Origin of the sequence: Candidatus Merdisoma sp. JLR.KK011 (assembly GCF_036941125.1) — a bacterium.
GTDB lineage: Bacteria > Bacillota > Clostridia > Lachnospirales > Lachnospiraceae > Laedolimicola.
Map to the genome: position 1 here is coordinate 556,691 of NZ_JAYWSZ010000003.1, position 25,342 is coordinate 582,032.

Consider the following 25,342-nt stretch of genomic DNA (forward strand, 5'->3'; position numbering starts at 1 on the left):
GACAACGGAGGGCTGCTTTTATCGTTAAGCGGCCATGAAAGGACGGTACGCATATGGCAAGAACCGTAGGAATCGGACTTCAGAGCTTTGAGAAAATAAGAGAAAATAATTGTTTTTACGTGGATAAGACGGGATTTATCAAGGAGTGGTGGGAGAACAGGGATGACGTTACCTTGATTACCCGTCCCAGACGTTTTGGAAAGACACTGATGATGAATACCCTGGAGCGGTTTTTTTCCACAGAGTATGCAGGGCAGGGCGAACTGTTTGAGGGGCTTGCCATCTGGGAGGAAGAGAAGTACCGGAAGCTTCAGGGAACTTATCCGGTGATATTCTTAAGCTTTGCGGAAATCAAGGAGAGTAACTATCAAGATGTCCGCAGAAGAATCAATCAGATACTGACAGGGCTTTATGCAAGGCACTATTATCTAAGGGACAAGGATGTCTTGACAGGGGCCGACAGGCGGTTCTTTGACAGCGTCCGGGAAGATATGGGGGATGTTGAGGCGTCCATGGCCCTTCAGAAGCTGTCGGAGTATCTGTACCGGTATCATGGAAAACGGGTAATTATTCTTTTAGATGAGTATGATACGCCTTTGCAGGAAGCTTATGTGGGAGGTTACTGGAAGGAGCTTGTATCTTTTACCAGAAGCTTTTTTAACACTGCATTTAAAAGCAATTCTAGTTTGGAACGGGCTGTTATGACAGGGATTACCCGGGTGAGCAAGGAATCTGTTTTTTCAGATCTGAATAATCTGACCGTTGTGTCAACCACCTCTGACGCCTATGCGGACTGTTTTGGGTTTACAGAAGAGGAGGTGTGGTCAGCTCTGGAGGAGTTCGGGCTTTCTGAGGAAAAAGCGAGGGTGAAGAACTGGTATGACGGATTTAGTTTCGGAAGTAAAAGAGACATCTACAATCCCTGGTCGATTCTGAACTTTTTGAAAACAGGAAAGATTTCTGCTTACTGGGCCAATACCAGCAGCAACAGTCTGGCAGGAAAACTGATAAAGGAAGGAAGCAGACGGATTAAGCTTATTATGGAAGATCTTCTGGAAGGAAAATCATTTCACACAGAGCTCGACGAACAGGTTGTATTCAATCAGCTGCAGGCCAGTGAAAACGCAGTCTGGAGCCTTTTATTGGCTGGCGGATATCTGCGTGTGGAAAAATTTTGGTTTAATGAGCAGTGGGGGCGCGAGGAGTACGATCTGACATTGACAAATAAAGAAGTGCGAACCATGTTTGAGGGGATGTTCCGGGAATGGTTTGCAAGTGATACAGTGGGATACAATGAATTTGTAGAAGCTTTGCTTCAAGGCAGTCTGGAAGAAATGAATAAATATATGAACGATATCACAGAGGAGACTTTCAGTTCCTTCGATACCGGGAAAAAGCCTTCTAAAACAGCGGAACCGGAGCGCTTTTACCACGGCTTTGTGCTGGGACTTTTGGCGGAGCTCCGTGGACGCTACATTCTGAGCTCCAATCGGGAGAGCGGTCTGGGGCGTTACGATGTGATGCTAGAGCCGGTGAAGGAAGAGGATGATGGGATTATTATAGAATTCAAGGTGTTCCGTCCTGGGAAGGAGCAGACCTTGGAGGACACGGTGCAGGCAGCCCTTGCACAGATAGAAGAAAAGAAGTACGCTTCCGCCCTGGAAGCAAAAGGAATCGCCCCAGAGCGGATTCGCCGGTATGGCTTTGCTTTTGAAGGGAAAAAGGTTCTGATCGGGTGATTATATCTCAAAGATGGAGCATGAATTATCAGAAAAAAGTGTATCCAAAAGAAAAGGTGCATATGCCGGATGTGGAGCTCATTTTTTGGAGGAATCCATGAGAGTCTTTGGCCTGGAGGAAACAGAAGAAAACACGGAATAATTATTGAATGAACAGCTCGAAGTTGTTATACTAAAGACAACGAAGGGCTGTTTTCATTGTTAAGCAGCCATGAAAGGACGGTATACATATGGAAAGGAAGATAGACAAGAAGATGTTCCGGTCTGTTATTATATATGGAATCGGACAATATTATAAAACCATAAAACCAGAGCTGTTTGCTCAAATAAAGCCGGACTATCTGTGCGACAGAAAATGGGATACGGATGCACCGGAGAGCTTTGATGGAATACCGGTTATCAGCCGGGAGAACTTGTATAAGCTGGAAAACAGCCTTGTGATCATATCGGGGGGGGCACCATGGACCAATGAATCTATAAGAAGCGACATGGCGCATATTCCCGGAGCAACGGTTGTTCATGTTGATGAGATAATCGGAAGACAGGTAAATATCACAGGCAAGATGCTTAAGAAAATGGAGAATAAGGGATATTACGAGGATTTTTGGGGAAACAGGGTTGAGTTTGATTCGACAGTTCCGGATACGGTTTCCATTATTTTTCGTGGAAGAGATAACAGGATGGTAATCGGCAGTCATGTTACAGCCGGCAGTCTGACGGTTGGTTTTGGGAACGGCGGTGTGTGCGTGATCGGGGACAGGGCAGAGATTATGGAAGCATATATTGCAGTGTCCGGAGCAAAAGTGATGATAGGAAAGGACAGTCTGATTTCTACAATGGTGCAGATACGGAACCATGACGGGCATCATATGTTTGATTTGGAAACGAAGAAGAGAATCAATCATCCTGCAGATGTTATCATTGGCGATCATGTATGGATCGGCTATAGAGCCATTATTCTGGCAGGGGCAAGGATCGGAGCAGGCTCTGTTATAGGGGCTGGGGCAGTTACCTCTGGTCAGTTTGGCGGGAATCTGGTAATAGCCGGCTGCCCTGCAAGAGTGATTCGGACGGGGGTATGCTGGAGCAGGGACGATACGGATTATTTTAATCACGAATCCTTGGATGCATGTTTGTCACAGGAGGCAGAAATGAAAGCTTTCTTATTTGACGAATTCCCCCCCATATGTTAAACTATAAAACAGATGTTATTACAGAAAAATGAATAAAGTACAGCAGAAAGTGTGCGTCCGCAGATTGCGGTTCACGAAGGGAACCACAGCATCCGCAGACGCAGAAAAGGGAATTGGGTTAGAATCCCAAGCGATCCGGTCACTGTAATTAGGGAGCCGAGTCCGGGAGCAGATGCTTCAGAAAGCCATTGCGTGCAAAGCGTGAGAAGGCAGGGCGAAGGCGGAGAACTATAAGTCAGGAAACCTGCTTTCTGCCAGCGGGGCTGCTGCAATATAGACAGGCGGCCTCCAGGGATTGAATGGGCTTCCGGTAAAAGCTGTTCGAGGAAAGAAAGAGACAGACAGGGCCCGTTTATGCCGCGGGCTCTTTTTTATAGTGTGTGTGGGCTGCTGCAATATAAGACAGCAGTTTTGGAAGCGGCGGAGTTAAGAAAATACAAGAGAAAGAGGTAGAGCTATGGTATCGTTTATTGGAGCGGGGCCGGGGGATCCGGAGCTTCTGACTATTAAGGGAAAGCGGCTGATAGACAGTGCGGATATTATTATCTATGCAGGGTCTTTGGTGAACCCTAAGGTGCTGGCGGATGCAAAGAAGGATGCATGTATTTACAACAGCGCGGGCATGACCTTGGAGGAGGTTCTGGCTGTGATGCAGGAAGGGGAGGCAGCCGGGAAAAAGGTAGTCCGGGTGCATACCGGGGATCCGGCTGTTTACGGGGCCCACAGGGAGCAGATGGACGCTTTGGATAAAATGGGGATTTCTTATGAGGTGATTCCCGGCGTCAGCTCTTTTCTGGCCGCAGCCGCAGCCTTGAAAAAAGAGTACACCCTGCCCGGCGTCAGCCAGACTGTTATACTTACCCGGATGGAAGGGCGCACCCCCATGCCGGAGGGAGAGAAGCTTTTAGATCTGGCAAGACACCAGGCTACCATGGTTATTTTTTTAAGTGTAGGAATGCTGGAGGAGCTCTGCGCTGTGCTGCGGCAGGCGTACAGGGCGGACACCCCGGCAGCGGTAGTATACAAGGCCACCTGGGAGGATGAAAAGATCGTCCGGGGCACCCTTACGGATCTGGCGGAAAAGGTGAAGGAGGCCGGCATACGAAAGACGGCGCTGACGGTAGTGGGTGATTTTCTGGGGGATGATTATGAGCTGTCTAAGCTTTATGATAAAACCTTTACCCACGAATTCAGAAAAGGAGTGGAGCCATAGATGGGGATTCAGCTTTTAAGTATCAGCCATAAGACGGCTCCCCTTGCCATACGGGAATTATTCGCTTTTACACAGGAGCAGCAGACGGAGCTTCTCGGGGCTTTGCGCTCTGAAGCTAAAGCGGCGGAAAGCGTGGTGATCTCCACCTGCAACCGGACGGAGATTTATACTTATTATACGAGGGAGGAACAGCGGCAGAAGCTGTTTTCCAGGATCCAGAGGGTTGTCCTTGAGAAGGCAGGCGCCCTTAAGGTAGATCACATTACCGATTATCTGCGGTTTTACCAGGGGGAGAAGGCAGTGCGCCATCTCTTTTTGGTGGCGGCCGGACTGGATTCAATGGTGGTGGGAGAGGATCAGATTCTGGGCCAGGTGAAGAAGGCCCACGGCCAGGCCAGGGAGGCCGGCACCACAGGAAAATATCTGAATACCCTGTTCCGCTACGCCGTAACCTGCGCAAAACGCATCAAAACGGATACGGAGCTTTCCAAAACCTCTGTTTCCACAGCCACCCTTGCCGTCAAAGCTGCGGAGGAAGCCCTGGGAGGCCTTGGGGGAAAGAAGGTTATGGTGATTGGGGGAACCGGGGAGATCGGCGGGATTGTGCTGAAGAATCTCTGCAGTATGAAGGGACTGCACATCTACAGTACGATTCGAAATATCACCTTGAGCCACGATGCCCATTTGAAAAGTGAGAGCAGTCAGGTGATCGATTACAAGGATCGGTATTCCTATGTGGATGAGATGGACGTGGTTATAAGCGCCACCTCAAGTCCCCATTATACATTGACTTACCATAAGATCCGGGAGCGGATACATACAGAAAAGCCCAGGGTATTCGTAGATCTGGCGGTGCCGGTGGATATTGAGGAAGCCGTGACGGAGATTCCGAGAACCTTCCTATACAATATGGATGATATGGAAGCCCTTGCAAAGGCGAACAACCAGGCTAAGAAGCAGGCGGCCAGGGAGGCGGGAGAGATTTTGAAGGAATATGAGGAAGAATTTATGTGCTGGATGATTTTCCAGCAGTCCATGCCCCAGATAGAAAAGACGAAGGAATGGATGCTTGCAGAGGCGGAGAAAAAGGGCTTTTCCAAAGCCATTGACAAACTGTTCTACCGCCTGCGGGAGCAGGCGTCCCCCGATGAACTGGAAGCCATTTTCCGGTGCCTGGGGGAAGAAGTTTAAACAGCATACTCCGTCTTTGGTACAGGATGGGAATATGCGGAACTTAATATAGGAGAACGAAAAATGGGAAAATTATACGTAGCAGGCTTTGGCCCCGGAGGACGGGAGCATATGACAGCCAAATGCATTCAAGTGATAGAAGAGGCAGATGTAGTAACAGGCTACACCACCTACATCAATCTATTAAAGGAGTACTTCCCGGATAAGAAGTACCTGTCCACCCCCATGATGCAGGAGGTAAAACGCTGCCGCATGGCCGTGGAGGAGGCGCAGAAAGACCAGGTGGTAGCCATGGTCAGCTCCGGAGACAGCGGCATATACGGGATGGCCGGAATCATCTATCAGATAGCGGAGGAAATGGGAGCGGACATAGAGATAGAAACCGTCCCCGGCGTGACGGCGGCAAGCGCGGCGGCTTCCGTACTGGGCGCCCCTTTAATGCATGATTTCGCAGTCATCAGCCTAAGCGATCTGATGACGCCTCTCGATCTCATCTGGAAACGCGTAGACTGTGCGGGCCAGGGAGATTTGATTGTATGCCTTTACAATCCCAAGAGCAAAAAGCGCACTTCCTACGTCGAGCAGGCAGCCGATATCCTGCTCCGATACCGCAAGCCCGGGACGCCGGCGGGAATCGTGCGCAATGCGGGGCGCAAGGACGAGAGCAGCCAGATCACCACATTAGAGCATCTAAAGGATGCAGAGATCGATATGTTCAGCGTAGTGATTATCGGAAATTCCCAGACGTATGTGAGCAAGGGACGGATGATCACGCCCAGGGGGTATTCCGTATGAAGATTCGCATAGGAACGAGAAAAAGCCGTCTTGCCTTGATACAGACAGAGCTTGTAAAAGAAAAGATAGAGCAGGCATTTCCGGAAGCAGAGGTGGAGGTTTTCAAGCTGTCAACCAAGGGCGACGAACAGCTGGATCGCTCCCTGACCTCTTTTGGAGGAAAAGGCGTGTTTACCAGAGAGCTTGAGGAGGCATTGCTTTTGGGCGAAATCGATCTGGCCGTGCACAGCGCCAAGGATATGCCCATGGAATTCCCACAGGGGCTGGAGATTGGGGCCGTCCTTGAGCGGGCCGATGTAAGAGATGTATTCGTCACAACAAGCGGCGTGAAAGCTGCGGATCTGCCGGCCGGAAGCATAGTGGGAACCAGCTCCCAGCGCCGTGAGCTTCAGATCAAGGCCATAAATCCGCTGGTACGCATCGCCCTCCTTCGGGGAAATGTGGAAACCCGGCTTCGAAAGCTGCGCAAGGGCCAGTATGACGGGATCCTGCTGGCGGCGGCGGGCCTGGAACGCCTCGGACTTCTAAAGGAGCCGGATCTGCATCTGGAATACTTAGATCCCGATACCTTTCTTCCGGCGGCAGGCCAGGGGATTCTGGCCGTGGAGGCAAAAGAGGGCCGTCTGACAGAGGTGCTTTCCGCCATTCACTGCCAGGAGGCGGCTCTGGCCCTGGAGGCGGAGCGCAGCTTTCTCGCAGGAATCGGAGGAAGCTGCAATGCGCCGGCTGCCGGTCTGTGCAGCTTTACGGCCGGGGAGATAGGGATGAAGGTGATGTTCGCCGGGGACGGAAAGCATCTAAAGTACGCTTCCTGCCGGAAATCTATCGAAGAGAGCCAGGCAGAGCTTTCCAAGGCAGAAGAAAGAAAGTCCCAGGACGGCTCAAAGCTTCCTGCGCCGGAACAAATGAGGCAGCTGGGGGCGGAAATGGCCGCCCGGGTAAAGCAGGGCAAGGTCTGGCTTCTGGGAGCCGGCCCCGGCGATCCGGCCCTTCTTACGGAAAAATGCCTTCAATGCCTGCGGACAGCCGATGTCATCGTCTATGACAACCTGGTATCTGCCTCCCTGTTAAATGAAGCCCGTCCGGACGCAGAGCTTATTTACGCAGGAAAACGCGCCTCCAACCACCATTTAAGGCAGGAAGAGACCAATGAGCTTCTGATAAAAAAGGCTTTGGAGGGAAAAGATACCGCACGCTTAAAGGGCGGAGATCCTTTTATCTTCGGACGGGGCGGAGAGGAAGCCCTGGAGCTTCGAAAAGCCGGAATTGAATTCGAGATCGTCTCCGGCGTATCTTCCTCCTATGCGGCAGCAGCCTATGCGGGCATTCCCGTAACCCACCGTGACTTTGCCTCCTCCTTCCACATCATCACAGGCCACGAGAGCAACACCAAGGAGGGGCTTGCGCTGAATTATAAGCTTCTGGCCCAGGAAGAGGGAACCCTTGCATTTCTCATGGGACTCGGAAACCTGCCTCGTATCACAAAAGAGCTGATCGCCGGAGGAAAAGATCCGAAGACCCCCGCAGCCGTGATCCAGGAGGGAACCACTGCCCGTCAGCGCACTGCAGTGGGAACCCTGGCAACCATTGAGGAAGAAGTGAAAAAGGCCGGAATCAAGACCCCGGCGATTATCCTAGTCGGAGAAGTCATATCCATGAAGGAAGAGCTGGACTGGTTCGGCCGAAAACCGCTCTTTGGCATCCGCGTCCTGCTGACGGGGACAAAAAGCATGTGCAGGAAGCAGCAGGAGGTCTTAAAAGCCGAAGGGGCAGAAGCCGTTTCCTTCAGCCTTATCCGCACAAAGCGGCTTCATTCCCAGGCTCTTACCAAGGCAGTAAAGGAGCTGGGAGGCGGACAGACAGCGGAAAAGACAGCTTCTGCCAAAGAAGGTGAGCCCGGCCTCCATGCCAAGGGCAGTACCTGGCTTGTGTTCACAAGCAGCAGCGGCGTAGACTTTTTCTTTGAAGAACTAAAGGAAAACCGCAAGGACATCCGAAGCCTGGCAGGAATCCGCTTCGCCGTCATCGGAAGCGGAACGAAAGAGGCCCTGGAGGCAAAAGGCATCTATCCGGACTTCGTGCCGTCCCGTTATTCCAGTAAGGATCTGGCCGCAGAGTGGATTCCAGGCCTGACAGGCAAAGACCGGGTGCTGCTCCTGCGCGCAAAGGAGGCGTCCAGGGAGCTTACGGAGGCCTTGGAGCAGGCAGAGATCCCCTATCAGTCCATTCCTCTGTACACCACAGAAACCGACCGGAGAAAGGAAGAGGAATTGAAACGGATGCTTCCAAGCGTCGACTACATTACATTTGCCAGCGCGTCGGCCGTAAAAGCCTTTGTCAGCATGGCGGGAGATTTGAGCGGCCTTAAGGCAAAGGTTATCTGCATCGGCCCGGTGACAGAGCGCGAGGCCCGGAAGGCAGGCTTACAGGTACGCAGGAGCGCCGTAGACTATACGGCAGAGGGAATCCGTGACGTCCTTTTGAGGGAAAAGCAGTTGACATAAGCAGCAGCCCTTGTGGGAAGGGAAAGCGCAAAGAAATCTGCAAGCCCATTGGCTTGAGACATTAGGAGACAAACATGAAACCGGCACAGCAGACAGGATCACAACAACCCATACACGGAGGCGACCGCTACGGAGCATCCCTGGAGACCCATTTTTCCCAGGAAGAGCTCCTGGACTTTTCTGCAAACATCAATCCTCTAGGGATGCCAGAGAGCATAAAAGAAGCAATTCTCACCGGACTTACGGCTTCCCTCCATTATCCGGATCCCCTCTGCCGCCGCTTACGGGCAGAGCTGGCGGAAAAAGAAGGCGTAGAGGCAGAAAGCATTCTCTGCGGAAACGGAGGCGCCGATCTCATCTACCGTCTGGCATACGCCCTAAGGCCAAAGCAGGCCCTGGTAACGGCTCCGGCCTTTGCCGAATATGAAGAGGCCCTGCAGCAGGCGGGGGCCCAGGTTCGCCGCTACAGGCTTCCGGCCTCCATGGAGCTTGACAGGGCATACCTGCAGGCCGTCACAGAAGACCTGGATCTGCTTTTTATCTGCAACCCCAACAATCCCACGGGACTGCTGACCGGCCGGCTGCTCCTTCTGGAGATACTGGAAAAAGCAAAAGCCCTGGAGATCTGCGTCTGCATCGACGAGTGCTTCCTGGACTTTGTAAGAGAAAAAGAAGCTTACACCTTGACGGGAATGCTTGCAGACTACCCCGGCCTGCTGATTCTCAAATCCTTTACCAAGCTCTACGCTATGCCCGGTCTGCGCTTAGGCTACCTCCTGTCGAAGAACCAGGAGCTGCTGGAACGCATCCGGCAGGCTGGCCAGCCCTGGTCTGTATCCGAACCGGCCCAGCAGGCTGGGATAGCCGCCCTTGGGGAAAGGGATTTTCGCCAGCGCACCCTTGCTTTCGTAGAAAAAGAGCGGGAGCGCTTGCAGACTGCTTTGATAAAGCTGGGCTGCACCGTATGGCCCGGAAAAGCCAATTACCTGTGCTTCCGAGTCCCGGGCGAGCCAGAACTCTATGAAAAACTCCTGGAAATGGGAATCCTGATCCGACGCTGCCAAAATTACCATGGCCTCACAAAGGAGGACTACCGGGCAGCCGTGCGCACCCCCGAAGAAAACAGCCGCTTCCTGCAGGCAGTAGACGAAATCCTCACAGCCGGCAGAGCGCCGCATACAAAACCACAGTCTTCACAAAGGAGCAGAAAATGACCCACACCGCAAAAACCATTATGATCCAAGGCACCACCTCCAACGCCGGCAAAAGCTTTCTCACTGCTGCGCTCTGCCGCATTTTCCGGCAGGACGGCTACCGGGCAGCTCCCTTCAAATCCCAGAACATGGCCCTGAACTCCTACATCACAAAATCCGGCCTGGAAATGGGACGCGCCCAGGTTATGCAGGCCGAGGCCGCCGGAATCGAGCCGGCGGTGGAGATGAATCCCATCCTTCTAAAGCCAACCAGCCATACCGGCAGCCAGGTCATTGTAAACGGCGAAGTCCTGGGAAATATGAGCGCCGCGGACTACTACGCCTACAAGCCCCAGCTTATCCCCCAGGTAGAAAAGGCCTTTCAGAAGCTTTCCGGGGAATACGATATCATCGTGATCGAGGGCGCCGGAAGCCCGGCAGAAATCAATCTGAAGGACAATGATATCGTAAACATGGGAATGGCAAAGCTGGCCAAGGCTCCTGTGCTCCTGGCCGGAGACATCGACCGGGGCGGCGTCTTCGCTTCCCTTTACGGCACCGTAAAGCTCTTAGAAGAAGAGGAGCAGCGGCGCATCAAGGGCCTTATTGTCAATAAATTCCGGGGAGATGTAGAAATCCTGCGTCCTGGTCTGAGGATGATTGAAGAAAAGACAGGAATCCCCGTAGTCGGCGTGGTTCCCATGACTCCTCTTGATCTGGACGACGAGGACAGCCTGTCCGAACGGCTGAGCCGCAGGGAGGCACAAGGGGCCGTAGACATGGCAGTCATTCATCTGCCCCACATTTCCAATTTTACGGATTTCAATGTCTTTGAAGGAATGGAGGGCATTTCCCTCCGGTACGTGAAGCAGGCAAAGGATCTTGGACAGCCGGATCTCATCTTCCTGCCGGGAACGAAAAATACCATGGGCGATCTGCGCTGGCTTAGGGAATCCGGTCTGGAAGCGGCCATACTGCGCCAGGCTGGGCAGCATACGCCTATTGTGGGCATCTGCGGCGGTTATCAGATGCTGGGGGAACAGCTTGAGGATCCAAAAGGAGTGGAGCAGGGCGGTTCTATGCGCGGCATGGGGCTTTTGAATGCCCGGACGGTTTTTCTGCCGGATAAAACACGTACCCAGGTGTCCGGCCGTGTTATCTGGGATCGGGACGGAGCAGACAGCGCTGAGGGGAAGGAGGTTCGGGGCTATGAGATCCACATGGGCAGGACAACCAGCCTGGGAGGCTGCCGGGAAACCATCCGTCTGGAGGACGGACGCGTGGACGGCCTTTGCAATGAGAGGGGTACGGTGTTCGGCACATATCTTCATGGAATCTTTGATTTCGGGGATCTGGCGGCCCTGGCGGCTGTACGGCTGATGCGGAAAAAAGGTCTTGACCCGGGAAGCTGGCATTTTGATCCGGAGGCACATAAGCAGCAGGAGTATGATAAGCTGGCGGATTTGGTGCGCAGTTCCTTGGATATGGACAAAATTTATGAGATACTGGAGGCAGGAATTACATGTTAGAGAAAATACAATTTGTTAAGCCGGAAATGATTGAAGCCCGGAGTATGGAGATGATCACAAAGGAGCTGAAGGGAAGAACCTGGCCCGAGCCGGAATTTTCCGTTGTAAAGCGGTGTATCCATACATCGGCGGATTTTGACTATGCGGATAATCTTTGCTTTTCCGAGGGAGCGGCCGCTCTGGCGGTGGAGGCTCTTAAGAAGGGCGTGTCCATTGTGACGGATACAAGGATGGCTGCTTCGGGGATCAACAAGAGGCGGCTTGCAGAGTATGGGGGAGAGGTTCACTGCTTTATGGACGCGCCGGATGTGGCAGAGGAGGCCAGGGAGCGGGGCTGCACCCGGGCGGCTGTCTGCATGGAACGGGCGGCGGCTCTTCGGGAAAATCTGGTGATTGCGGTGGGAAATGCGCCTACGGCCCTGATTCGGCTTTACGAGCTCATTCAGGCCGGGGAGATTCAGCCGGTGCTGATTGTAGGGGCGCCGGTGGGGTTTGTGAATGTGGTGGAAGCCAAGGAATTGATTATGACAGCCGGAGTGCCTTTTATTGTCCCCAAGGGGCGTAAAGGGGGGAGCAATATTGCGGCGGCTGTCTGCAATGCGCTGTTGTATCAATGACAACGCTGCGAGAGCTTTCAGGAGATCAGGAGGTTGGTGTGATGGAATTGTTTGAGACGCTTCAAAAGTATATAGAGGAGATCCGGCCTTTGGATGAGAGGGCTGTGGAAGAAGCCTGGGGGCGCTGGGATTCTTTGTGCAAGCCTTTACGGGGGATGGGAAAGCTGGAAGAGATGGTAGTTCAGCTTGCCGGGATTTACGGGACGGCCCATCCAAAGGAGCTTAAGCCTGTGGTCGTGATTATGGGGGCGGATAACGGAGTTGTGGCGGAAGGGGTCAGCCAGACCGGGAGCGAGGTGACGGCCCAGGTTCTGGAGAATATGGGAGAACGGATTTCTTCCGTCTGCATCATGGCGCGGACACAGGGGATTGAGATTATTCCCGTGAATATCGGGATGCTGGTAGACGGAAAACATCCGCGGATCTGGAACCGGGTCGTGCGCTATGGGACGGAAAATATCGCCAAGGGGCCGGCTATGACCCGGGAAGAGGCGGTTCAGGCCATTGTGACAGGGATTGAGGTTGTGAAGGAGCTTTATGAGAAGGGATTCCGGATGGTGATTACCGGGGAGATGGGAATCGGGAATACTACCCCAAGCTCGGCCATGGCTTCGGTTCTTTTGTCCCGGGAAGTGGAAATGATGACGGGACGGGGAGCGGGACTTTCCAGTGAAGGGCTGGAACGGAAGATTCAGGTGATTAAGAGGGCCATTGAAGTGAATCAGCCGGATAAGGAGGATGTTCTGGATGTGCTTGGCAAGGTGGGGAGCCTGGATATTGCAGGGATGATTGGCTGCTATATCGGGGCGGCCGTCTGCCGGGTTCCGGCGTTGATTGACGGATTTATTTCGTCGGTGGCGGCTTACTGCGCGGCCCTTCTGGCTCCAGAATGCAAGGCGTATATGGTGCCCACCCACTGCTCTGCGGAGCCGGCGGGACGGCTTCTTTTAGAAGCTCTGGGAATGGAGGCCCCGATCCAGGCCGGTATGCATCTGGGAGAAGGCACCGGGGCAGTGACGGCCTACAGCTTGTATCAGTATGCCTTTGCCCTGTACGAGGGCCTTCCCGGCTGGAACGATGCGAAGGTGGAGGCTTATGAGCATTTGAAATAGGGCCTTTTTGGAGGAACGGTATTTTTGAAGTAAGGAGCGAGTGAATGCAGATTATCATTTCACCGGCAAAGCAGATGCGTGTGGATACGGATTCCATAGAAGCAGAGGGACAGCCTTTCTTTTTGGAGGAGACAAAGAAGCTCTTAAGCCGCCTGAAGACTTTTGACAGGGGAGCGCTCCGGGAACTGTTTCGCACCAATGAGAAGATTACAGAGGAAAACTATCTAAGGTACGCCTGTATGGATCTGGAAAAGGGAAGGACGCCTGCATTGCTTTCCTATGTGGGGCTTCAGTACCAGTATATGGCGCCGCAGGTATTTACGGTGGATCAGTGGGAGTATGTGAGGAAGCATTTGTGGATCTTAAGCGGATTTTACGGGATGCTGCGTCCAAAGCAGGGGATAACGCCCTACCGGCTGGAGATGCAGGCGCGGCTTTCCGTGGGGGAAGCGAAGGATCTCTATGCCTTCTGGGGAGACAGGCTTTATAAGGAGCTGGTAAGGGAGGAACAGGTGGTTCTGAATCTGGCTTCAAAGGAGTATTCCAAAGCCATAGAGCCTTATCTTAAGCGAGAGATCCGGTATGTGACCTGTGTGTTTGGAAGCCTGCAGGAGGGGAAGGTCAAGGTGAAGGGGACGGAAGCCAAGATGGCCCGGGGCGAGATGGTACGGTGGCTTTCCATGCAGCAGATAGAAGAGCCGGAGGACGTCCGGAAGTTTGAGGGGCTTGGGTTTTCTTACTGTGCGGACAGATCCGGGCCCGGTGAGTATGTGTTTTTGAAAACAGGAGCTTAGACAACAGGGAAGACAGGCTCGGAAAGATAAGAAGCAGATGTTAGATCAATACATTTACAAAAACAATCAAAAAATGCGCCTGGGCTATACGACCGGTTCCTGTGCAGCCGCAGCGGCAAAGGCGGCGGCGCAGATGCTCTTTACAGGGAAGCCGGTGCATAATATAGAACTGATGACGCCAAAGGGCATTCTTCTGAATCTGGAAGTTCTGGATATAAAGATTCCATTTTCCCAAGACACGGTTTCCTGTGCTGTAAAAAAGGATGCGGGAGACGACCCGGATGTAACCGACGGCCTCAAAATATATGCTGCGGTGCATAAGACACCAGAGGAGGGGATCCGCATTGACGGGGGCGAGGGCGTAGGCCGGGTAACCAGGGAAGGGCTTGAGCAGCCCGTGGGAAGCGCTGCCATCAACAGGGTTCCCCGGGCTATGATACGGGAGGGCGTGGAGGAAATATGCAGCTGTTTTGGATATGAGGGAGGGATTTCCGTAATCATCTCGATTCCCGAAGGCCGGGACCTTGCCAAGAAAACCTTTAACCCCAGGCTGGGGATTGAGGACGGCATCTCGGTTCTTGGCACAAGCGGAATTGTGGAGCCCATGAGCGAGGCTGCGCTCATTGAAACAATCCGCATGGAGATCCGCATGCAGCAGGCCCGGGGAAACAGGTATCTGGTATTGGCCCCCGGCAATTATGGCTTGGATTTTCTGAAAGAATATAACCCGAAGCTGCTGGAGCAGTGCGTGAAGTACAGCAATTTTCTGGGGGAAGCCCTTGACGCTGCGGCAGAATACGGTTTCCGGGGTGTGCTTGTGGCAGGACATATCGGCAAGCTGGTGAAGCTGGCCGGAGGAATCATGAACACCCACTCCCACAACGCAGATGCCAGAATGGAGATTCTTACCTCCCATGCAGCCGTACTGGGAGCCGGAGCGGATACGGCCAAGACCCTTATGGCCTGTGTGACCACCGACGAGGCCGTGGAGCTTCTAAAGGCTGCCGGGCTTTTGGAGGGAGTGATGAGCCGCCTCATGGAACGGATGGAATTCTACGCCAGTCACAGAACCGGCGGCGCATTTCCCTGCGGTGTGATTACCTTTTCCCAGAAGCATGGAATCCTGGGAAGATCGGCCCATGCGGAGGAGATACTGCAAAACTGGAATATTAAGGAACTGGAATAAAAACATTATGAAATTAGCTATGATTGCATTTACCCGTGCCGGCTGCCGGCATGGGGAAAAGATACGCAAGGTTATGGATTCCAGAGGCAATTCATGCGAGATCTGTGCAAAAGGAAGAGAGGCAGCTTCCTGGGGCGTTCCCGTTCTGGAAGAACCTTTAAGAGAATGGACGAAGCGGCAGTTTGCGTCCCAGGATGCCCTGCTCTTTATCGGGGCCGCCGGAATTGCAGTCCGCGCCATTGCTCCTTTTGTGGAGAGCAAGGCATCGGATCCTGCGGTGCTGTGCATGGATGAACAGGGAAGGTTTCTGATTTCTCTTTTGTCCGGCCATCTGGGCGGAGCCAATGAGCTGACCCGGGAGCTTGCCGCCATCTGCGGCTCCATACCGGTGATTACAACGGCTACGGACGCAGGCGGACGTTTTTCCGTAGACAGCTTTGCCAGGAAAGAGAATCTGTATCTGGATAATCTGAAGCTTGCCAAACGGATTTCCGCCCAGGTGCTGGAAAAGCGCCCCCTAGGGCTTTACAGTGATTTTGAGCTGTCCGGGCAGGTGCCCGTAGAGCTGGCTCTTGGAACGAACAAGGAGCTGGGAATCAGCATTTCCCTGGACGACAGCTGCAATCCGTTTCCTATGACCCTTCACCTGGTGCCTCGGATTACAGTTCTCGGCATTGGATGTAAGAAAGGAACTTCAAAGGAGCAGATAGAAGCCCTGGTAAAAAAGGTTATGGCCCAGAACCAGATTTCCATGCACAGCATCAGACGGGTAGCTTCCATTGACTTAAAAAAGGAAGAGCCGGGACTTTTGGAGTTCTGCGAGGCTTATACAGCAGAATTTCTCACTTACAGCAGGGAGGAGCTGGAAGGGGCGGCCTGTGAGGAGGGCTTTCTGGAATCCGCATTTGTAAAAGAGATAACCGGCCTGGGGAATATATGCGAGCGCAGCGCCCTCAAAGCCTCCGGCCGGACAAAGCTGCTCCAGAGAAAGACAGCGGAAAACGGCGTTACCGTTGCAATAGCACTGGAAGAATACGTGGTAAGATTTTAAACAAAAACAGCAATACCCGTGAAGGATTTACGGGCTCATGCTTCTGAGACCGGAAATACTTCTGTACGGAATGCACTTCATGGGTACTGCGGAACTAGGATAAAAAAGGGTATGAAACAGATAATTGTATTTGCAGGAACAACAGAGGGGCGTCAGCTCAGCGAATGGCTCGCCGGGGAAGGACTGGAGGTTCTTGCCTGCGTGGCAACCGAATACGGGAGCCATCTGGTGAGGGAAGAAGATCATCTTCATGTACGCCAGGGCCGTCTGACCCAGGAAGAAATGGCACAGCTTTTGGAGGCAGAGGGGCGTCCTTTGGTATTGGACGCTACCCACCCTTATGCCACAGAGGTATCCCGTAACATACGGACAGCCTGCAAAGAGGCAGATTGTGAATATCTCCGCCTTATCCGGGCTGAGGATAGAAAGGGAGAACAGGCAGGAGAGGACTGTATAACTGTAGGAAGCGTGGAGGAAGCAGCCGCCTATCTGGCCGGAACGACAGGACGGATTCTGACGGCCACTGGAAGCAAGGAGCTTCATCATTTTACAACTCTGCCCGATTACCAGGAACGGGTCTATGCCCGGGTTCTCGCATCCAAAGAGGTGGTAGAGCATTGTCAGAGCCTTGGATTCCTGGGACAGCACCTTATCTGTATGCAGGGCCCCTTTTCCAAGGAACTGAATACAGCCATGCTCCGCCAGTTCGGCGCTTCCTGGCTTGTGACCAAGGAGTCCGGAAAAGAAGGCGGCTTCGGGGAAAAGCTTTTGGCAGCACGGGAAGCCGGGGCGAAGGTGGTGCTGATCGGAAGGCCTCCGGAGCAGGAAGGACGTTCCGTGGAAGAGGGAATTGCGCTTTTGCGCAAGCGCTTTTCTCTGAAAAGCTATCCGAGAGATAGATTCCAGGAAAGACGTGCATTTTTGGCGGGAATCGGCATGGGGCCCCAGGAAAATATGACAAAGGAGGCCTGGGCAGTCTTTGAGCAGGCCGACTGCATTCTGGGAGCAAGGCGGATGATTGAAGGCTTCGCCCCTTTGCAAAAGCCTATGCTGGATGCTTACGACCCGGATGAGATGCGCGCTTATCTTCAGGAACACCCAGAGTACCAAAGGATTGCCATAGCCCTTTCCGGGGATGTGGGATTTTACAGCAACGCAAAGCGGCTGCTTGCGCTATTTGAGCAGGAGGGCATTAAGACAGAGCTTCTGCCCGGCATATCCTCTGTGTCCTATCTGTGCAGCAGGCTTCGGATTGGCTGGGAGGATGTGAAGCTGGTAAGCATTCATGGCCGCAAGAGCAATCTCATAGGGGCTGTCCGGGAGAATTTCCGCACCTTTACCCTTCTTGGCGGAAAAGACAATGTGCAGGCATTATGTGATGAGCTTCTATACTATGGCCTGGAACATGTGGCGATCTATGTGGGAGAGCGGCTCGGCTATTTTGAGGAGCATATCACAAAAGGAAGTCCAAAAGAGCTTAGGAACATCACCTTTGACGGCCTCTGTGCGGCTCTTATTGAAAATCCCGGTTATAAGGGCGGCGCGGTCTCCTGCATTCCCGACGAGGCATTTCTTAGGGGAAAGGCGCCTATGACCAAGAGCGAGATCCGCTGCCTTTCTGTGGCAAAGCTTGGACTTGCGCGGAATTCCATGATCTACGATATCGGCGCCGGAACGGGATCCGTCAGCGTGGAAATGGCGCTGCAGGCGCCGGAGGGGACGGTCTGGGCCATTGAAAAGGAAGAGGAGGCTGCCCGTCTTATCAGAGAAAATGCCCGAAGGTTCCAAACCTCCAATGTGAAGGTCATCGAAGGCACGGCGCCGGAGGCGCTGGAACAGCTTCCGGCTCCCACACATGCATTTATCGGCGGCTCTTCCGGGAATCTGCGGGAGATTCTTACGCTTCTGCTTAAGAAAAACCCAGCTGTCCGGGTGGCAGTAAACGCAGTAACGCTGGAAACCGTGGGCGAGGCAGTGCAATGCTTTAAGGAGCTTCCCTTTTCCCATGTGGAAACCGTACAGGTGCAGCTTTCAAAGGCAAAGACTCTGGGCCGGTATCAGCTGATGACAGGCCAGAATCCCGTGTATATTTTTACAGCCTGTGGGAACCGGCAGGAGCAGGAGCTTCCAGACTGAGGAATCCGGTATGCGCACTGCTTTAGAGCAATGGAAATTTAGGAGAAAACATAGATGAAACTGCCAAGAATCATGCTGGCCGCTCCGGCCAGCGGAAGCGGAAAGACTTTGATCACCTGCGGAATTCTCAAAGCCCTGGTAAACAGAGGATACCGGACGGCTTCTTTTAAATGCGGCCCGGACTATATTGATCCGATGTTTCACAGCCGTGTTATCGGCACACGCTCCGGCAGTCTGGACACCTTTTTTACGGAAGAGAAGATCACCCGTTATCTCTTTGGAAAGGCTGCCCAGGAGGCGGAGATTTCCGTGGTGGAGGGGGTCATGGGCTATTTTGACGGCCTGGCCGGCATTTCCACAGCGGCAAGCTCGGCGGATGTAGCCGGAACACTGGACATTCCGGTGGTTCTGATTGTAAACTGCCGCGGCTTAAGCGTCTCCCTGCTGCCGTTGATCCAGGGCTTCCTGGAATTTGAAAAGCCCTCTCATATCCGGGGAATTATTTTAAACCAGGTGTCTGAGGGCATGTACCCGGATTTGAAAAGAATGGTGGAGGAGCATTTTCCCTTGAAGGTTCTGGGGTATGTGCCGAGACTTCCGGAGCTGACCCTGGAAAGCCGCCATCTGGGCCTGGTACTGCCGGGAGAGATCGAAGCCCTCCAGGAGAAGCTTCAAAAGCTGGCAGAGCGTCTGGAGGAAACGCTGGATCTGGACGCATTTCTGGCTATGGCAGCGGCAGCGCCCAGCCTGGAATATGAAGCGCCCCAGGTTCCCGTTTTGAAGAATCCCGGAAGTGTGGCCCTTGCAGTGGCGGAGGACGAGGCGTTTTGTTTTACCTATCGGGACAATCTGCAGCTTCTGGAGGAAATGGGCGCCCGTCTGGTGCGCTTTTCACCCCTCCATGACAGGGAGCTTCCAGAAGGAATCCAGGGGCTTATCTTAAGCGGCGGTTATCCAGAGCTTCACGCAAAAGCTTTGAGTGAGAATGCCTCCATGCGGGCTTCCGTTTGCAGGGCGGTTCGGGGAGGGCTTCCCTGCATTGCAGAATGCGGCGGCTTTCTCTATCTGCACAAGAGTCTGGAAGGAGCGGACGGCAGGGACTATCCTATGGCAGGCGTTCTGGATGCAGGGGCCGGCCGGAGGGAGAGGCTGACCAGATTCGGCTATGTAACCCTGGAGGCCCTGGAAGATCAGATGCTGTTTGAGAAGGGGGCAGAGATAAGAGGCCATGAATTTCACTACTGGGAGAGTGGAAACTGCGGCTGCAGTATGAGGGCGAAAAAGCCTTTGCGGAAGCGGAGCTGGAAATGCGTGCATGGAAGCGAGACCTTATATGCCGGCTTTCCCCATTTATTTTTCTATTCCAACACCAAAGCAGCCTGGAATTTCCTTAGGAAATGTGAGGAGGCCTCATATTTATGCTGATCGTTTTGAGGAAATATGAGGAGGCTTCATATTTATGCTGATTGTTCTAGGGAAATGTGAGGTGACGCCATGTTTGTGCTGATTACCGGAGGAAGCGGAAGCGGAAAATCGGAGTATGCGGAGAACCGGGCCGTAAGGCTTTCGAATGAAACAGGGCTTCCCCTCTATTATATAGCCACAATGAAGCCCTTCGGAGAGGAAGGCAGAAAACGGGTGGAACGCCACCAAAAGCTCAGATCCGGGAAAGGGTTTCTTACAGTGGAACGTTATGTAAACTTGAAAGAACTGAAGCTTCCAAAGGAAGGCGTCGTTCTTTTGGAGTGTCTTTCCAACCTGACGGCAAACGAAATGTTTGAGACCGGCGGCGCAGGAGAGCATACCCCGGAGGAGGTTCTTTTGGGAATCCAGGAAATCCGGTCAGCCAGCAGGCATTTGATTGCAGTTACCAATGACATCTTTTCTGATGGGATCCGATACGATAAGACAACAGAGCAGTATCAGCGGTATCTGGGCTGGATTAACCGGAAGCTGGCAGAAGAGGCGGACGAGGTAACAGAGATTGTGTGTGGGATTCCTTTATGCTGGAAAGAGTAATATCTCTTAAAATGCACAATCGATTTGTAGGCACATGTTCTTGTGGCTGGTAATATAGGGGTAGAATGTTGATTGAAAAACAGAAGTGTCCGTGAAAAGCAGTAACGTCGTTAGATTAGGAAAGATTCCAAAGAGATAAATCGACGATTTCAAGGCATATAAAAAATGTCTTTTCTGAAGGTAAACTGGTGAGAGAATCAGTTGTTGCAAATTTTGCAACAACTGCGGCAGAGGTTATTTACACAAGAGCAGATGCTAAAAAAGAGTTTATGGGCCTTACAACATTTGCCGGAAATCAGCCAACATTGAAAGAGGCTGTTGTTGTGAAAAATTACCTGGATGAAAAAGAACTTCGTGCTATGGGACAACTTGTTTCTGGGCATAAATGATGTTTTGGAGAGTTGGAGAAGATAAAAATATTGAGCAAGCTTGTAGTGGAGGATGATAAGAAGGGGAACAGGATATGGAGGTGAATAAAATGCCGAAGAGAACAGAGATAGTCATGGATGAATATATTGGTGTTTTTGGAAAAAAAAGAGCGAATTACACAAGCACAGTATCAGGTAATGACAAATGCAAATGTTGAACGCAATATTTTGTTTTGGAACATAGGAAAGGTACTTCTCCAATACAGTCAATGGGGTAATAAATTTGTTGAAACATTATCAAAAGATTTGAGAATGACTTATCCTAGCAGAGAAGGATATTCCGTTAGAAATCTTAATTATATGAAGCAGTTCGCATGTTGAATACCATCTGAAGAAATTTTGCATCAGGGTGGTGCAAAATTGATGGAGCTTATATTTTGTGGGAAAAGGGTTGCACGAACGGTCTTAGTATTGTAAAAATATTGCCCATATTTCCGTGATTTTGTGGGGATATGTTCTAATTTGGTACGCATGTGGAGACAATCGTACTTTTGTCCCACAAATCACCAGATAGTGTCATTAATGTTACGGTGGAGTTTGGAGATGGTGAAGGGAAAGTACCTTTAGAAGCAATAGCAGAGCGGGCAAAGAAATACCAGCCCAAACCGAAAATCACATATAAAATGATACAGGAATATGTTGAAAAGAAATATGGATTTAAAGTACATACTGCGTATATTGCAGAGGTGAAAATGTCTTTGGGATTGACAATGTATGATGCTCCTAATGCGGTAGAAGAATTAAAACATCCGAGGAAGCACCCGCCGAAAGAGAAGGTAGAAGCGATAATGGAGGCACTTAAATATTTTGAGGTAATTTAATGGATGAGAGGATTTATCAGATTGCAGAACAGATAGTTGAAATACATCAAAAAGCCTATGAGTTATATTTGCCGTTGGTTGAAGATGTGTGCAGCAGAATTGTGTCAGAAGATGAATTGTCGCATTTGTTGGAGTATCTACTGGATTTTGCATGTGAGGAAAAAAATATTGAAATTATATAAAAGGGTGTGTAGAAGATATTTGTATGTATATCCTGGCTGTATTAAGTTTTATATTGAAGCATATCGGGAGATGTGGGAAAATGAAAACAAATGACTATTTGGCAGAATATATCTAAGAGAAGAAACAGTTACAATGCTTGAGAAAGTTTGTGATATTATTAAAGGAGGAGCGATGGGAAAAATAATTAAGGATACAATTCATGCAAATGGAATAGATATTGGAATTTATACGCAGGATTTTGAAAATGAATTTATTTCATTGACGGATATTGCCCGGTATAAGAGCGATGACCCAACGGCGGTTATTCAAAACTGGATGAGAAATCGGGATGTGATAGAATTTCTGGGACTTTGGGAAAGACTACATAATTCAGATTTTAAACCCCTCGAATTCGAGGGGTTTAAAAAGCAGGCAGGTGCCAATGCCTTTACAATGTCGCTTAAGAAATGGATAGAAACAACAGATGCTATCGGTATTGTTTCAAAAGCAGGACGCTACGGAGGAACATATGCCCATAGTGATATTGCCATGTCTTTCGCAGCTTGGATTTCTCCTGAAAATCCTATGGGAAATGGTGCATTTGTACATATGACTGGAAATTGATTTCATACAAGTGTATTGAAAGGGACATTACGGAACTGGAATAGGAGAACAATGCCATGGGAAAATTATGGAACAGCTTTAAAATTGCATTCGCCATGTACTCAAAGATCCCCATGCCGAAGGCAGACTGGGAAAAGGATAACATGCGTTATATGATGTGCTTCTTTCCCCTGATTGGAGTTGTAATTGGTATAGCTTCCATCCTCTTCAGCCAGGCGGCACAGTGGCTTGAAGCCGGGACTCTTTTGAGGGCCGCAGGTTACGTGCTGATTCCTGTATTGATTACAGGAGGCATCCATCTGGACGGACTTTTAGACACAGCCGACGCCTTGAGCTCCTACCAGACCAGGGAACGGAAGCTGGAGATTCTGAAGGATTCCCATGCAGGAGCCTTTGCAGTGATAACGGCCTGCTGTTATTTTACAGCCAGCCTTGGAATCTGGAGCGAGCTTGGGGAGGAAGAAGTGCGGCTTCTGGCTGGAGGCTATGTAATGTCCAGAGCCTTTAGCGGACTTGCGGTGGCCTCATTTCCAAGCGCAAAGAAAAGCGGAACCGTTGCCATGTTCGCAGATGCGGCTCAGAAGCGGTGTGTGGAGATCAGCCTGGCTGCGCTCTTGATTCTTTCTGGCGTATATATGTGCCTCATGGATGGAAAGCTGGGAGCGGCGGCTGTGGCCGGGGCCTGTCTGACCTTTCTATATTATTACCGGATGTCAAAGAAACAGTTCGGAGGAATCACCGGGGATTTGGCCGGCTTCTTTTTACAGATATGCGAACTCGTCATGGCTGCAGCAGTCTATCTGGCCGGGAGATTCTAAGTTTCAAACCCGTGTACTTTGAGGGATATTACGGTACTGGAAACAGTAATATCCCTCAAAGCGCACAAATCGATTTACAGACGCAAGTTTTTGCGGCTGGAAATTGATTTCAAACCCGTGTACTTTGAAGGATATTACGGTACTGGAAACAGTAATATCCCTCAAAGTGCACAAATCGATTTACAGACGCAAGTTTTTGCGGCTGGAAATTGATTTCACCTCCGTGTACTTTGAGGGATATTACGGAACTGGAATAGGAGAAACAGATGATACTAATAACAGGCGGAGCCTTTCAGGGAAAAAAGGCTTATGCAATGAAAACATTTTCTTTGGAGGAATCTGCGGCGGCAGACGGCAGAAGCTGTTCCTGGGAGGAGATCTTTAAGACCCGCGGAATCTTTTATTTTCACGAATATATCCGGCGCAGCCTGGAAGAAGGAAGAGAGCTTAAAACCCTGGCAGAAGACCTTGCCCGGCAGAATCCCGAGGCAGTGATTGTGGTCAATGAGCTTGGCAGCGGCGTAGTTCCCGTGGATGCCTTTGATCGGATCTACCGGGAGACAACCGGGAGAATCTGCTGTGAGCTGGCAAAAAAAGCCTGTGAGGTTCATCGGGTTGTCTGTGGAATTGGAATGGTGATTAAGCATGATTGAACTATATCTGATCCGCCATGGAAAAACCTATGGCAACACACTGGGACGCTATATCGGAATCACGGATGAAAGCCTGTGCCCGGAAGGACGGGAGGCTCTGCAGTCATACACCTATCCCCAGGCGGAAGCCGTCTATGCAAGCCCTATGAAGCGCTGCCTGGAGACAGCAAAGATCCTCTGGCCGGAGCTTCCGGTACAGTCCTTCCATAAGCTTCGGGAGTGTGACTTTGGGGAATTTGAAAATAAAAATTATCTGGAACTCAAAGACAATCCCCATTACCAGGCCTGGGTGGACAGCGGCGGACAGACGGCATTTCCAGAGGGGGAGAGCCGGGAGGAGTTTCAAAAGAGATGTCTGGAAGGCTTTCTGGAGGTTCTGGAGGCTGTCCGGCAGGCAGACTGCAAAAAGGCTGCGCTTGTGGTTCACGGAGGAACGATTATGAGTATTCTGGCAGCTTACGGGGAACCGAAGAAATCATTTTATGACTGGCAGGTAAAAAACGGCATGGGCTACCAGGCCCGGTGGGATGAAAGGGACGAAGGAGGCATTCGGCTTTATGAGGTGGAACCTATTGGCATTGACAGCAGGCTTTGTACTGGATTGGATCTTCGGTGATCCAAGATGGCTGTACCATCCGGTGCGTGCCATTGGGGTTTTGATTAGCCGGGGGGAAACAATCTTTCGAAGGGTATTTCCAAAGTCTCCCCAAGGAGAGCTGGCTGCCGGCGCCTTTTTTGCAGTCTTTGTGATACTCGTATCCTCAGTACTGCCTTTTTTGCTACTGTTCCTGGCGTGGAAGATAAATGTTTGGTTTGCATTTGCCCTAAGTGTATTCTGGGATTATCAGCTTCTGGCGGCAAAATCTCTGAAAACGGAGAGTATGCGTGTCCTGGATGCCCTGCAGGAGAAGAATCTGCCGAAGGCGCGCCAGGCTGTTTCCATGATTGTGGGGAGAGACACAGAAAGGCTGGACGAAGAAGGAGTGGCAAAGGCAGCCGTGGAGACGGTGGCGGAGAATACTTCCGACGGGGTTATTGCGCCCATGCTGTTTCTGGCTCTTGGAGGGCCGGTTCTGGGATTTCTCTACAAGTCTGTGAACACCCTGGATTCTATGGTCGGATATAAAAATGAGACATATCTCTATTTCGGGCGTTTTTCCGCAAAGCTGGACGATGTGGTGAACTGGATTCCCGCCCGGATGTCGGGCTTTCTGATGGCCCTTGCAAGCCCTCTTTCGGGGCTGTCTCTAGGACATGCATTCCGAATTTACCTAAGAGACAGAAAGAATCACGCAAGCCCTAATTCCGCCCACACAGAGGCAGCAGCAGCAGGAGCCCTTGGGGTGCAGCTTGCCGGAAACGCCTGGTATTTCGGAAAGCTCTATGAAAAGCCCTCCATCGGAGATCCGCTGCGTTCTGTGGAGCACGAAGATATCCGCCGGGTAAACAGGCTGATGTATAGGACCTCAGTCCTGGCTTTGGCAGGAATCTGGGGGCTTTGGCTTCTGTGGAAGGTTTTGCAGTGAGAAAGGCGGCAGCAGTAGTAAAGAAAATTGTTAAAAAG

At 51.5% G+C, this 25,342-nt stretch carries 23 protein-coding genes, 2 pseudogenes and 1 riboswitch; all 25 genes and pseudogenes read left to right on the forward strand.

Features of this window, described 5'->3' with window-relative positions; genetic code table 11:
* Positions 1-53 precede the first annotated feature (53 nt).
* The 25 genes and pseudogenes from VV089_RS03585 to cbiB all read left to right on the forward strand — a co-directional run bounded on the left by VV089_RS03585 (position 54) and on the right by cbiB (position 25,304).
* Complete coding sequence (locus tag VV089_RS03585) at positions 54-1,739, forward strand: AAA family ATPase (RefSeq protein ID WP_334334982.1); 1,686 nt, start codon at positions 54-56, stop codon at positions 1,737-1,739.
* A 230-nt stretch (positions 1,740-1,969) separates the two neighbouring features.
* Positions 1,970-2,932: an acyltransferase gene (locus VV089_RS03590; RefSeq protein WP_334334983.1), complete on the forward strand. Its 963-nt coding sequence runs from the start codon at positions 1,970-1,972 to the stop codon at positions 2,930-2,932.
* A 47-nt stretch (positions 2,933-2,979) separates the two neighbouring features.
* Positions 2,980-3,198, forward strand: a riboswitch (cobalamin riboswitch).
* A gap of 191 nt (positions 3,199-3,389) precedes the next feature.
* Entirely contained in the window at positions 3,390-4,145 is a 756-nt protein-coding gene (cobM, locus tag VV089_RS03595; protein ID WP_172541162.1) for a precorrin-4 C(11)-methyltransferase, read from the forward strand.
* Entirely contained in the window at positions 4,146-5,336 is a 1,191-nt protein-coding gene (gene hemA / locus VV089_RS03600) for a glutamyl-tRNA reductase (RefSeq protein ID WP_334334984.1), read from the forward strand. It begins immediately after the preceding gene.
* A 63-nt stretch (positions 5,337-5,399) separates the two neighbouring features.
* The gene (gene cobJ / locus VV089_RS03605; RefSeq protein ID WP_172541160.1) at positions 5,400-6,131 is read left to right on the forward strand and encodes a precorrin-3B C(17)-methyltransferase; all 732 of its coding nucleotides are present in this window, start codon (positions 5,400-5,402) and stop codon (positions 6,129-6,131) included.
* Positions 6,128-8,635, forward strand: a complete 2,508-nt coding sequence (hemC, locus tag VV089_RS03610; RefSeq protein ID WP_334334985.1) for a hydroxymethylbilane synthase — start codon at positions 6,128-6,130, stop codon at positions 8,633-8,635. The genes cobJ and hemC overlap by 4 nt, the downstream gene beginning before the upstream one ends.
* 74 nt (positions 8,636-8,709) lie before the next feature.
* A complete protein-coding gene (gene cobD, locus VV089_RS03615; RefSeq protein ID WP_334334986.1) occupies positions 8,710-9,849 on the forward strand; it encodes a threonine-phosphate decarboxylase CobD in 1,140 nt (379 codons plus the stop codon).
* Entirely contained in the window at positions 9,846-11,357 is a 1,512-nt protein-coding gene (locus VV089_RS03620) for a cobyric acid synthase (protein ID WP_334334987.1), read from the forward strand. The genes cobD and VV089_RS03620 overlap by 4 nt, the downstream gene beginning before the upstream one ends.
* Positions 11,351-11,974 (forward strand): precorrin-8X methylmutase, encoded by a 624-nt coding sequence (locus tag VV089_RS03625; RefSeq protein WP_334334988.1) that lies wholly within the window; start codon positions 11,351-11,353, stop codon positions 11,972-11,974. The genes VV089_RS03620 and VV089_RS03625 overlap by 7 nt, the downstream gene beginning before the upstream one ends.
* A 41-nt stretch (positions 11,975-12,015) precedes the next feature.
* Complete coding sequence (gene cobT, locus VV089_RS03630) at positions 12,016-13,086, forward strand: nicotinate-nucleotide--dimethylbenzimidazole phosphoribosyltransferase (protein ID WP_334334989.1); 1,071 nt, start codon at positions 12,016-12,018, stop codon at positions 13,084-13,086.
* Between the two features lie 44 nt (positions 13,087-13,130).
* A complete protein-coding gene (gene yaaA / locus VV089_RS03635; RefSeq protein WP_334334990.1) occupies positions 13,131-13,880 on the forward strand; it encodes a peroxide stress protein YaaA in 750 nt (249 codons plus the stop codon).
* Between the two features lie 37 nt (positions 13,881-13,917).
* Positions 13,918-15,066 (forward strand): cobalt-precorrin-5B (C(1))-methyltransferase CbiD, encoded by a 1,149-nt coding sequence (cbiD, locus tag VV089_RS03640; protein ID WP_334334991.1) that lies wholly within the window; start codon positions 13,918-13,920, stop codon positions 15,064-15,066.
* Positions 15,067-15,073: 7 nt separating this feature from the next.
* Complete coding sequence (locus tag VV089_RS03645; protein ID WP_334334992.1) at positions 15,074-16,117, forward strand: cobalt-precorrin 5A hydrolase; 1,044 nt, start codon at positions 15,074-15,076, stop codon at positions 16,115-16,117.
* Between the two features lie 111 nt (positions 16,118-16,228).
* The gene (cobK, locus tag VV089_RS03650) at positions 16,229-18,253 is read left to right on the forward strand and encodes a precorrin-6A reductase (protein WP_334334993.1); all 2,025 of its coding nucleotides are present in this window, start codon (positions 16,229-16,231) and stop codon (positions 18,251-18,253) included.
* A gap of 54 nt (positions 18,254-18,307) precedes the next feature.
* Positions 18,308-19,678 carry a cobyrinate a,c-diamide synthase gene (locus VV089_RS03655; RefSeq protein WP_334334994.1) on the forward strand — a complete coding sequence of 457 codons (1,371 nt, stop codon included), beginning with the start codon at positions 18,308-18,310 and terminating at the stop codon, positions 19,676-19,678.
* 69 nt (positions 19,679-19,747) lie between these two features.
* Complete coding sequence (locus VV089_RS03660; protein WP_172541538.1) at positions 19,748-20,272, forward strand: bifunctional adenosylcobinamide kinase/adenosylcobinamide-phosphate guanylyltransferase; 525 nt, start codon at positions 19,748-19,750, stop codon at positions 20,270-20,272.
* A gap of 125 nt (positions 20,273-20,397) precedes the next feature.
* Positions 20,398-20,655: pseudogene (rhuM, locus tag VV089_RS03665) on the forward strand (RhuM family protein); the annotation flags it as partial.
* Between the two features lie 183 nt (positions 20,656-20,838).
* Positions 20,839-21,021 (forward strand): DUF1016 N-terminal domain-containing protein, encoded by a 183-nt coding sequence (locus VV089_RS03670; protein WP_334336202.1) that lies wholly within the window; start codon positions 20,839-20,841, stop codon positions 21,019-21,021.
* 152 nt (positions 21,022-21,173) lie between these two features.
* Entirely contained in the window at positions 21,174-21,521 is a 348-nt protein-coding gene (locus VV089_RS03675; protein WP_172541537.1) for a hypothetical protein, read from the forward strand.
* Entirely contained in the window at positions 21,521-21,703 is a 183-nt protein-coding gene (locus tag VV089_RS03680) for a hypothetical protein (protein WP_334334996.1), read from the forward strand. Before VV089_RS03675 ends, VV089_RS03680 begins: the two co-directional genes overlap by 1 nt.
* Before the next feature lie 172 nt (positions 21,704-21,875).
* A pseudogene (locus VV089_RS03685) lies at positions 21,876-22,262 on the forward strand (KilA-N domain-containing protein); the annotation flags it as partial.
* Positions 22,263-22,363: 101 nt separating this feature from the next.
* A complete protein-coding gene (gene cobS / locus VV089_RS03690) occupies positions 22,364-23,125 on the forward strand; it encodes an adenosylcobinamide-GDP ribazoletransferase (RefSeq protein ID WP_334334997.1) in 762 nt (253 codons plus the stop codon).
* A 266-nt stretch (positions 23,126-23,391) separates the two neighbouring features.
* Positions 23,392-23,778, forward strand: a complete 387-nt coding sequence (locus tag VV089_RS03695; RefSeq protein WP_334334998.1) for a bifunctional adenosylcobinamide kinase/adenosylcobinamide-phosphate guanylyltransferase — start codon at positions 23,392-23,394, stop codon at positions 23,776-23,778.
* Positions 23,771-24,394, forward strand: a complete 624-nt coding sequence (locus VV089_RS03700; protein WP_334334999.1) for a histidine phosphatase family protein — start codon at positions 23,771-23,773, stop codon at positions 24,392-24,394. The genes VV089_RS03695 and VV089_RS03700 overlap by 8 nt, the downstream gene beginning before the upstream one ends.
* The gene (gene cbiB, locus VV089_RS03705) at positions 24,336-25,304 is read left to right on the forward strand and encodes an adenosylcobinamide-phosphate synthase CbiB (RefSeq protein ID WP_334335000.1); all 969 of its coding nucleotides are present in this window, start codon (positions 24,336-24,338) and stop codon (positions 25,302-25,304) included. Before VV089_RS03700 ends, cbiB begins: the two co-directional genes overlap by 59 nt.
* Positions 25,305-25,342 lie beyond the last annotated feature (38 nt).

Bases quoted from the DNA above. Each gene is read 5' to 3' on its own strand.
- VV089_RS03585 (WP_334334982.1), top strand. From the start codon at position 54: ATGGCAAGAACCGTAGGAATCGGACTTCAGAGCTTTGAGAAAATAAGA.
- VV089_RS03590 (WP_334334983.1), top strand. From the start codon at position 1,970: ATGGAAAGGAAGATAGACAAGAAGATGTTCCGGTCTGTTATTATATAT.
- cobM (WP_172541162.1), top strand. From the start codon at position 3,390: ATGGTATCGTTTATTGGAGCGGGGCCGGGGGATCCGGAGCTTCTGACT.
- hemA (WP_334334984.1), top strand. From the start codon at position 4,146: ATGGGGATTCAGCTTTTAAGTATCAGCCATAAGACGGCTCCCCTTGCC.
- cobJ (WP_172541160.1), top strand. From the start codon at position 5,400: ATGGGAAAATTATACGTAGCAGGCTTTGGCCCCGGAGGACGGGAGCAT.
- hemC (WP_334334985.1), top strand. From the start codon at position 6,128: ATGAAGATTCGCATAGGAACGAGAAAAAGCCGTCTTGCCTTGATACAG.
- cobD (WP_334334986.1), top strand. From the start codon at position 8,710: ATGAAACCGGCACAGCAGACAGGATCACAACAACCCATACACGGAGGC.
- VV089_RS03620 (WP_334334987.1), top strand. From the start codon at position 9,846: ATGACCCACACCGCAAAAACCATTATGATCCAAGGCACCACCTCCAAC.
- VV089_RS03625 (WP_334334988.1), top strand. From the start codon at position 11,351: ATGTTAGAGAAAATACAATTTGTTAAGCCGGAAATGATTGAAGCCCGG.
- cobT (WP_334334989.1), top strand. From the start codon at position 12,016: ATGGAATTGTTTGAGACGCTTCAAAAGTATATAGAGGAGATCCGGCCT.
- yaaA (WP_334334990.1), top strand. From the start codon at position 13,131: ATGCAGATTATCATTTCACCGGCAAAGCAGATGCGTGTGGATACGGAT.
- cbiD (WP_334334991.1), top strand. From the start codon at position 13,918: ATGTTAGATCAATACATTTACAAAAACAATCAAAAAATGCGCCTGGGC.
- VV089_RS03645 (WP_334334992.1), top strand. From the start codon at position 15,074: ATGAAATTAGCTATGATTGCATTTACCCGTGCCGGCTGCCGGCATGGG.
- cobK (WP_334334993.1), top strand. From the start codon at position 16,229: ATGAAACAGATAATTGTATTTGCAGGAACAACAGAGGGGCGTCAGCTC.
- VV089_RS03655 (WP_334334994.1), top strand. From the start codon at position 18,308: ATGAAACTGCCAAGAATCATGCTGGCCGCTCCGGCCAGCGGAAGCGGA.
- VV089_RS03660 (WP_172541538.1), top strand. From the start codon at position 19,748: ATGTTTGTGCTGATTACCGGAGGAAGCGGAAGCGGAAAATCGGAGTAT.
- VV089_RS03670 (WP_334336202.1), top strand. From the start codon at position 20,839: ATGACAAATGCAAATGTTGAACGCAATATTTTGTTTTGGAACATAGGA.
- VV089_RS03680 (WP_334334996.1), top strand. From the start codon at position 21,521: ATGGATGAGAGGATTTATCAGATTGCAGAACAGATAGTTGAAATACAT.
- cobS (WP_334334997.1), top strand. From the start codon at position 22,364: ATGGGAAAATTATGGAACAGCTTTAAAATTGCATTCGCCATGTACTCA.
- VV089_RS03695 (WP_334334998.1), top strand. From the start codon at position 23,392: ATGATACTAATAACAGGCGGAGCCTTTCAGGGAAAAAAGGCTTATGCA.
- VV089_RS03700 (WP_334334999.1), top strand. From the start codon at position 23,771: ATGATTGAACTATATCTGATCCGCCATGGAAAAACCTATGGCAACACA.
- cbiB (WP_334335000.1), top strand. From the start codon at position 24,336: ATGAGGTGGAACCTATTGGCATTGACAGCAGGCTTTGTACTGGATTGG.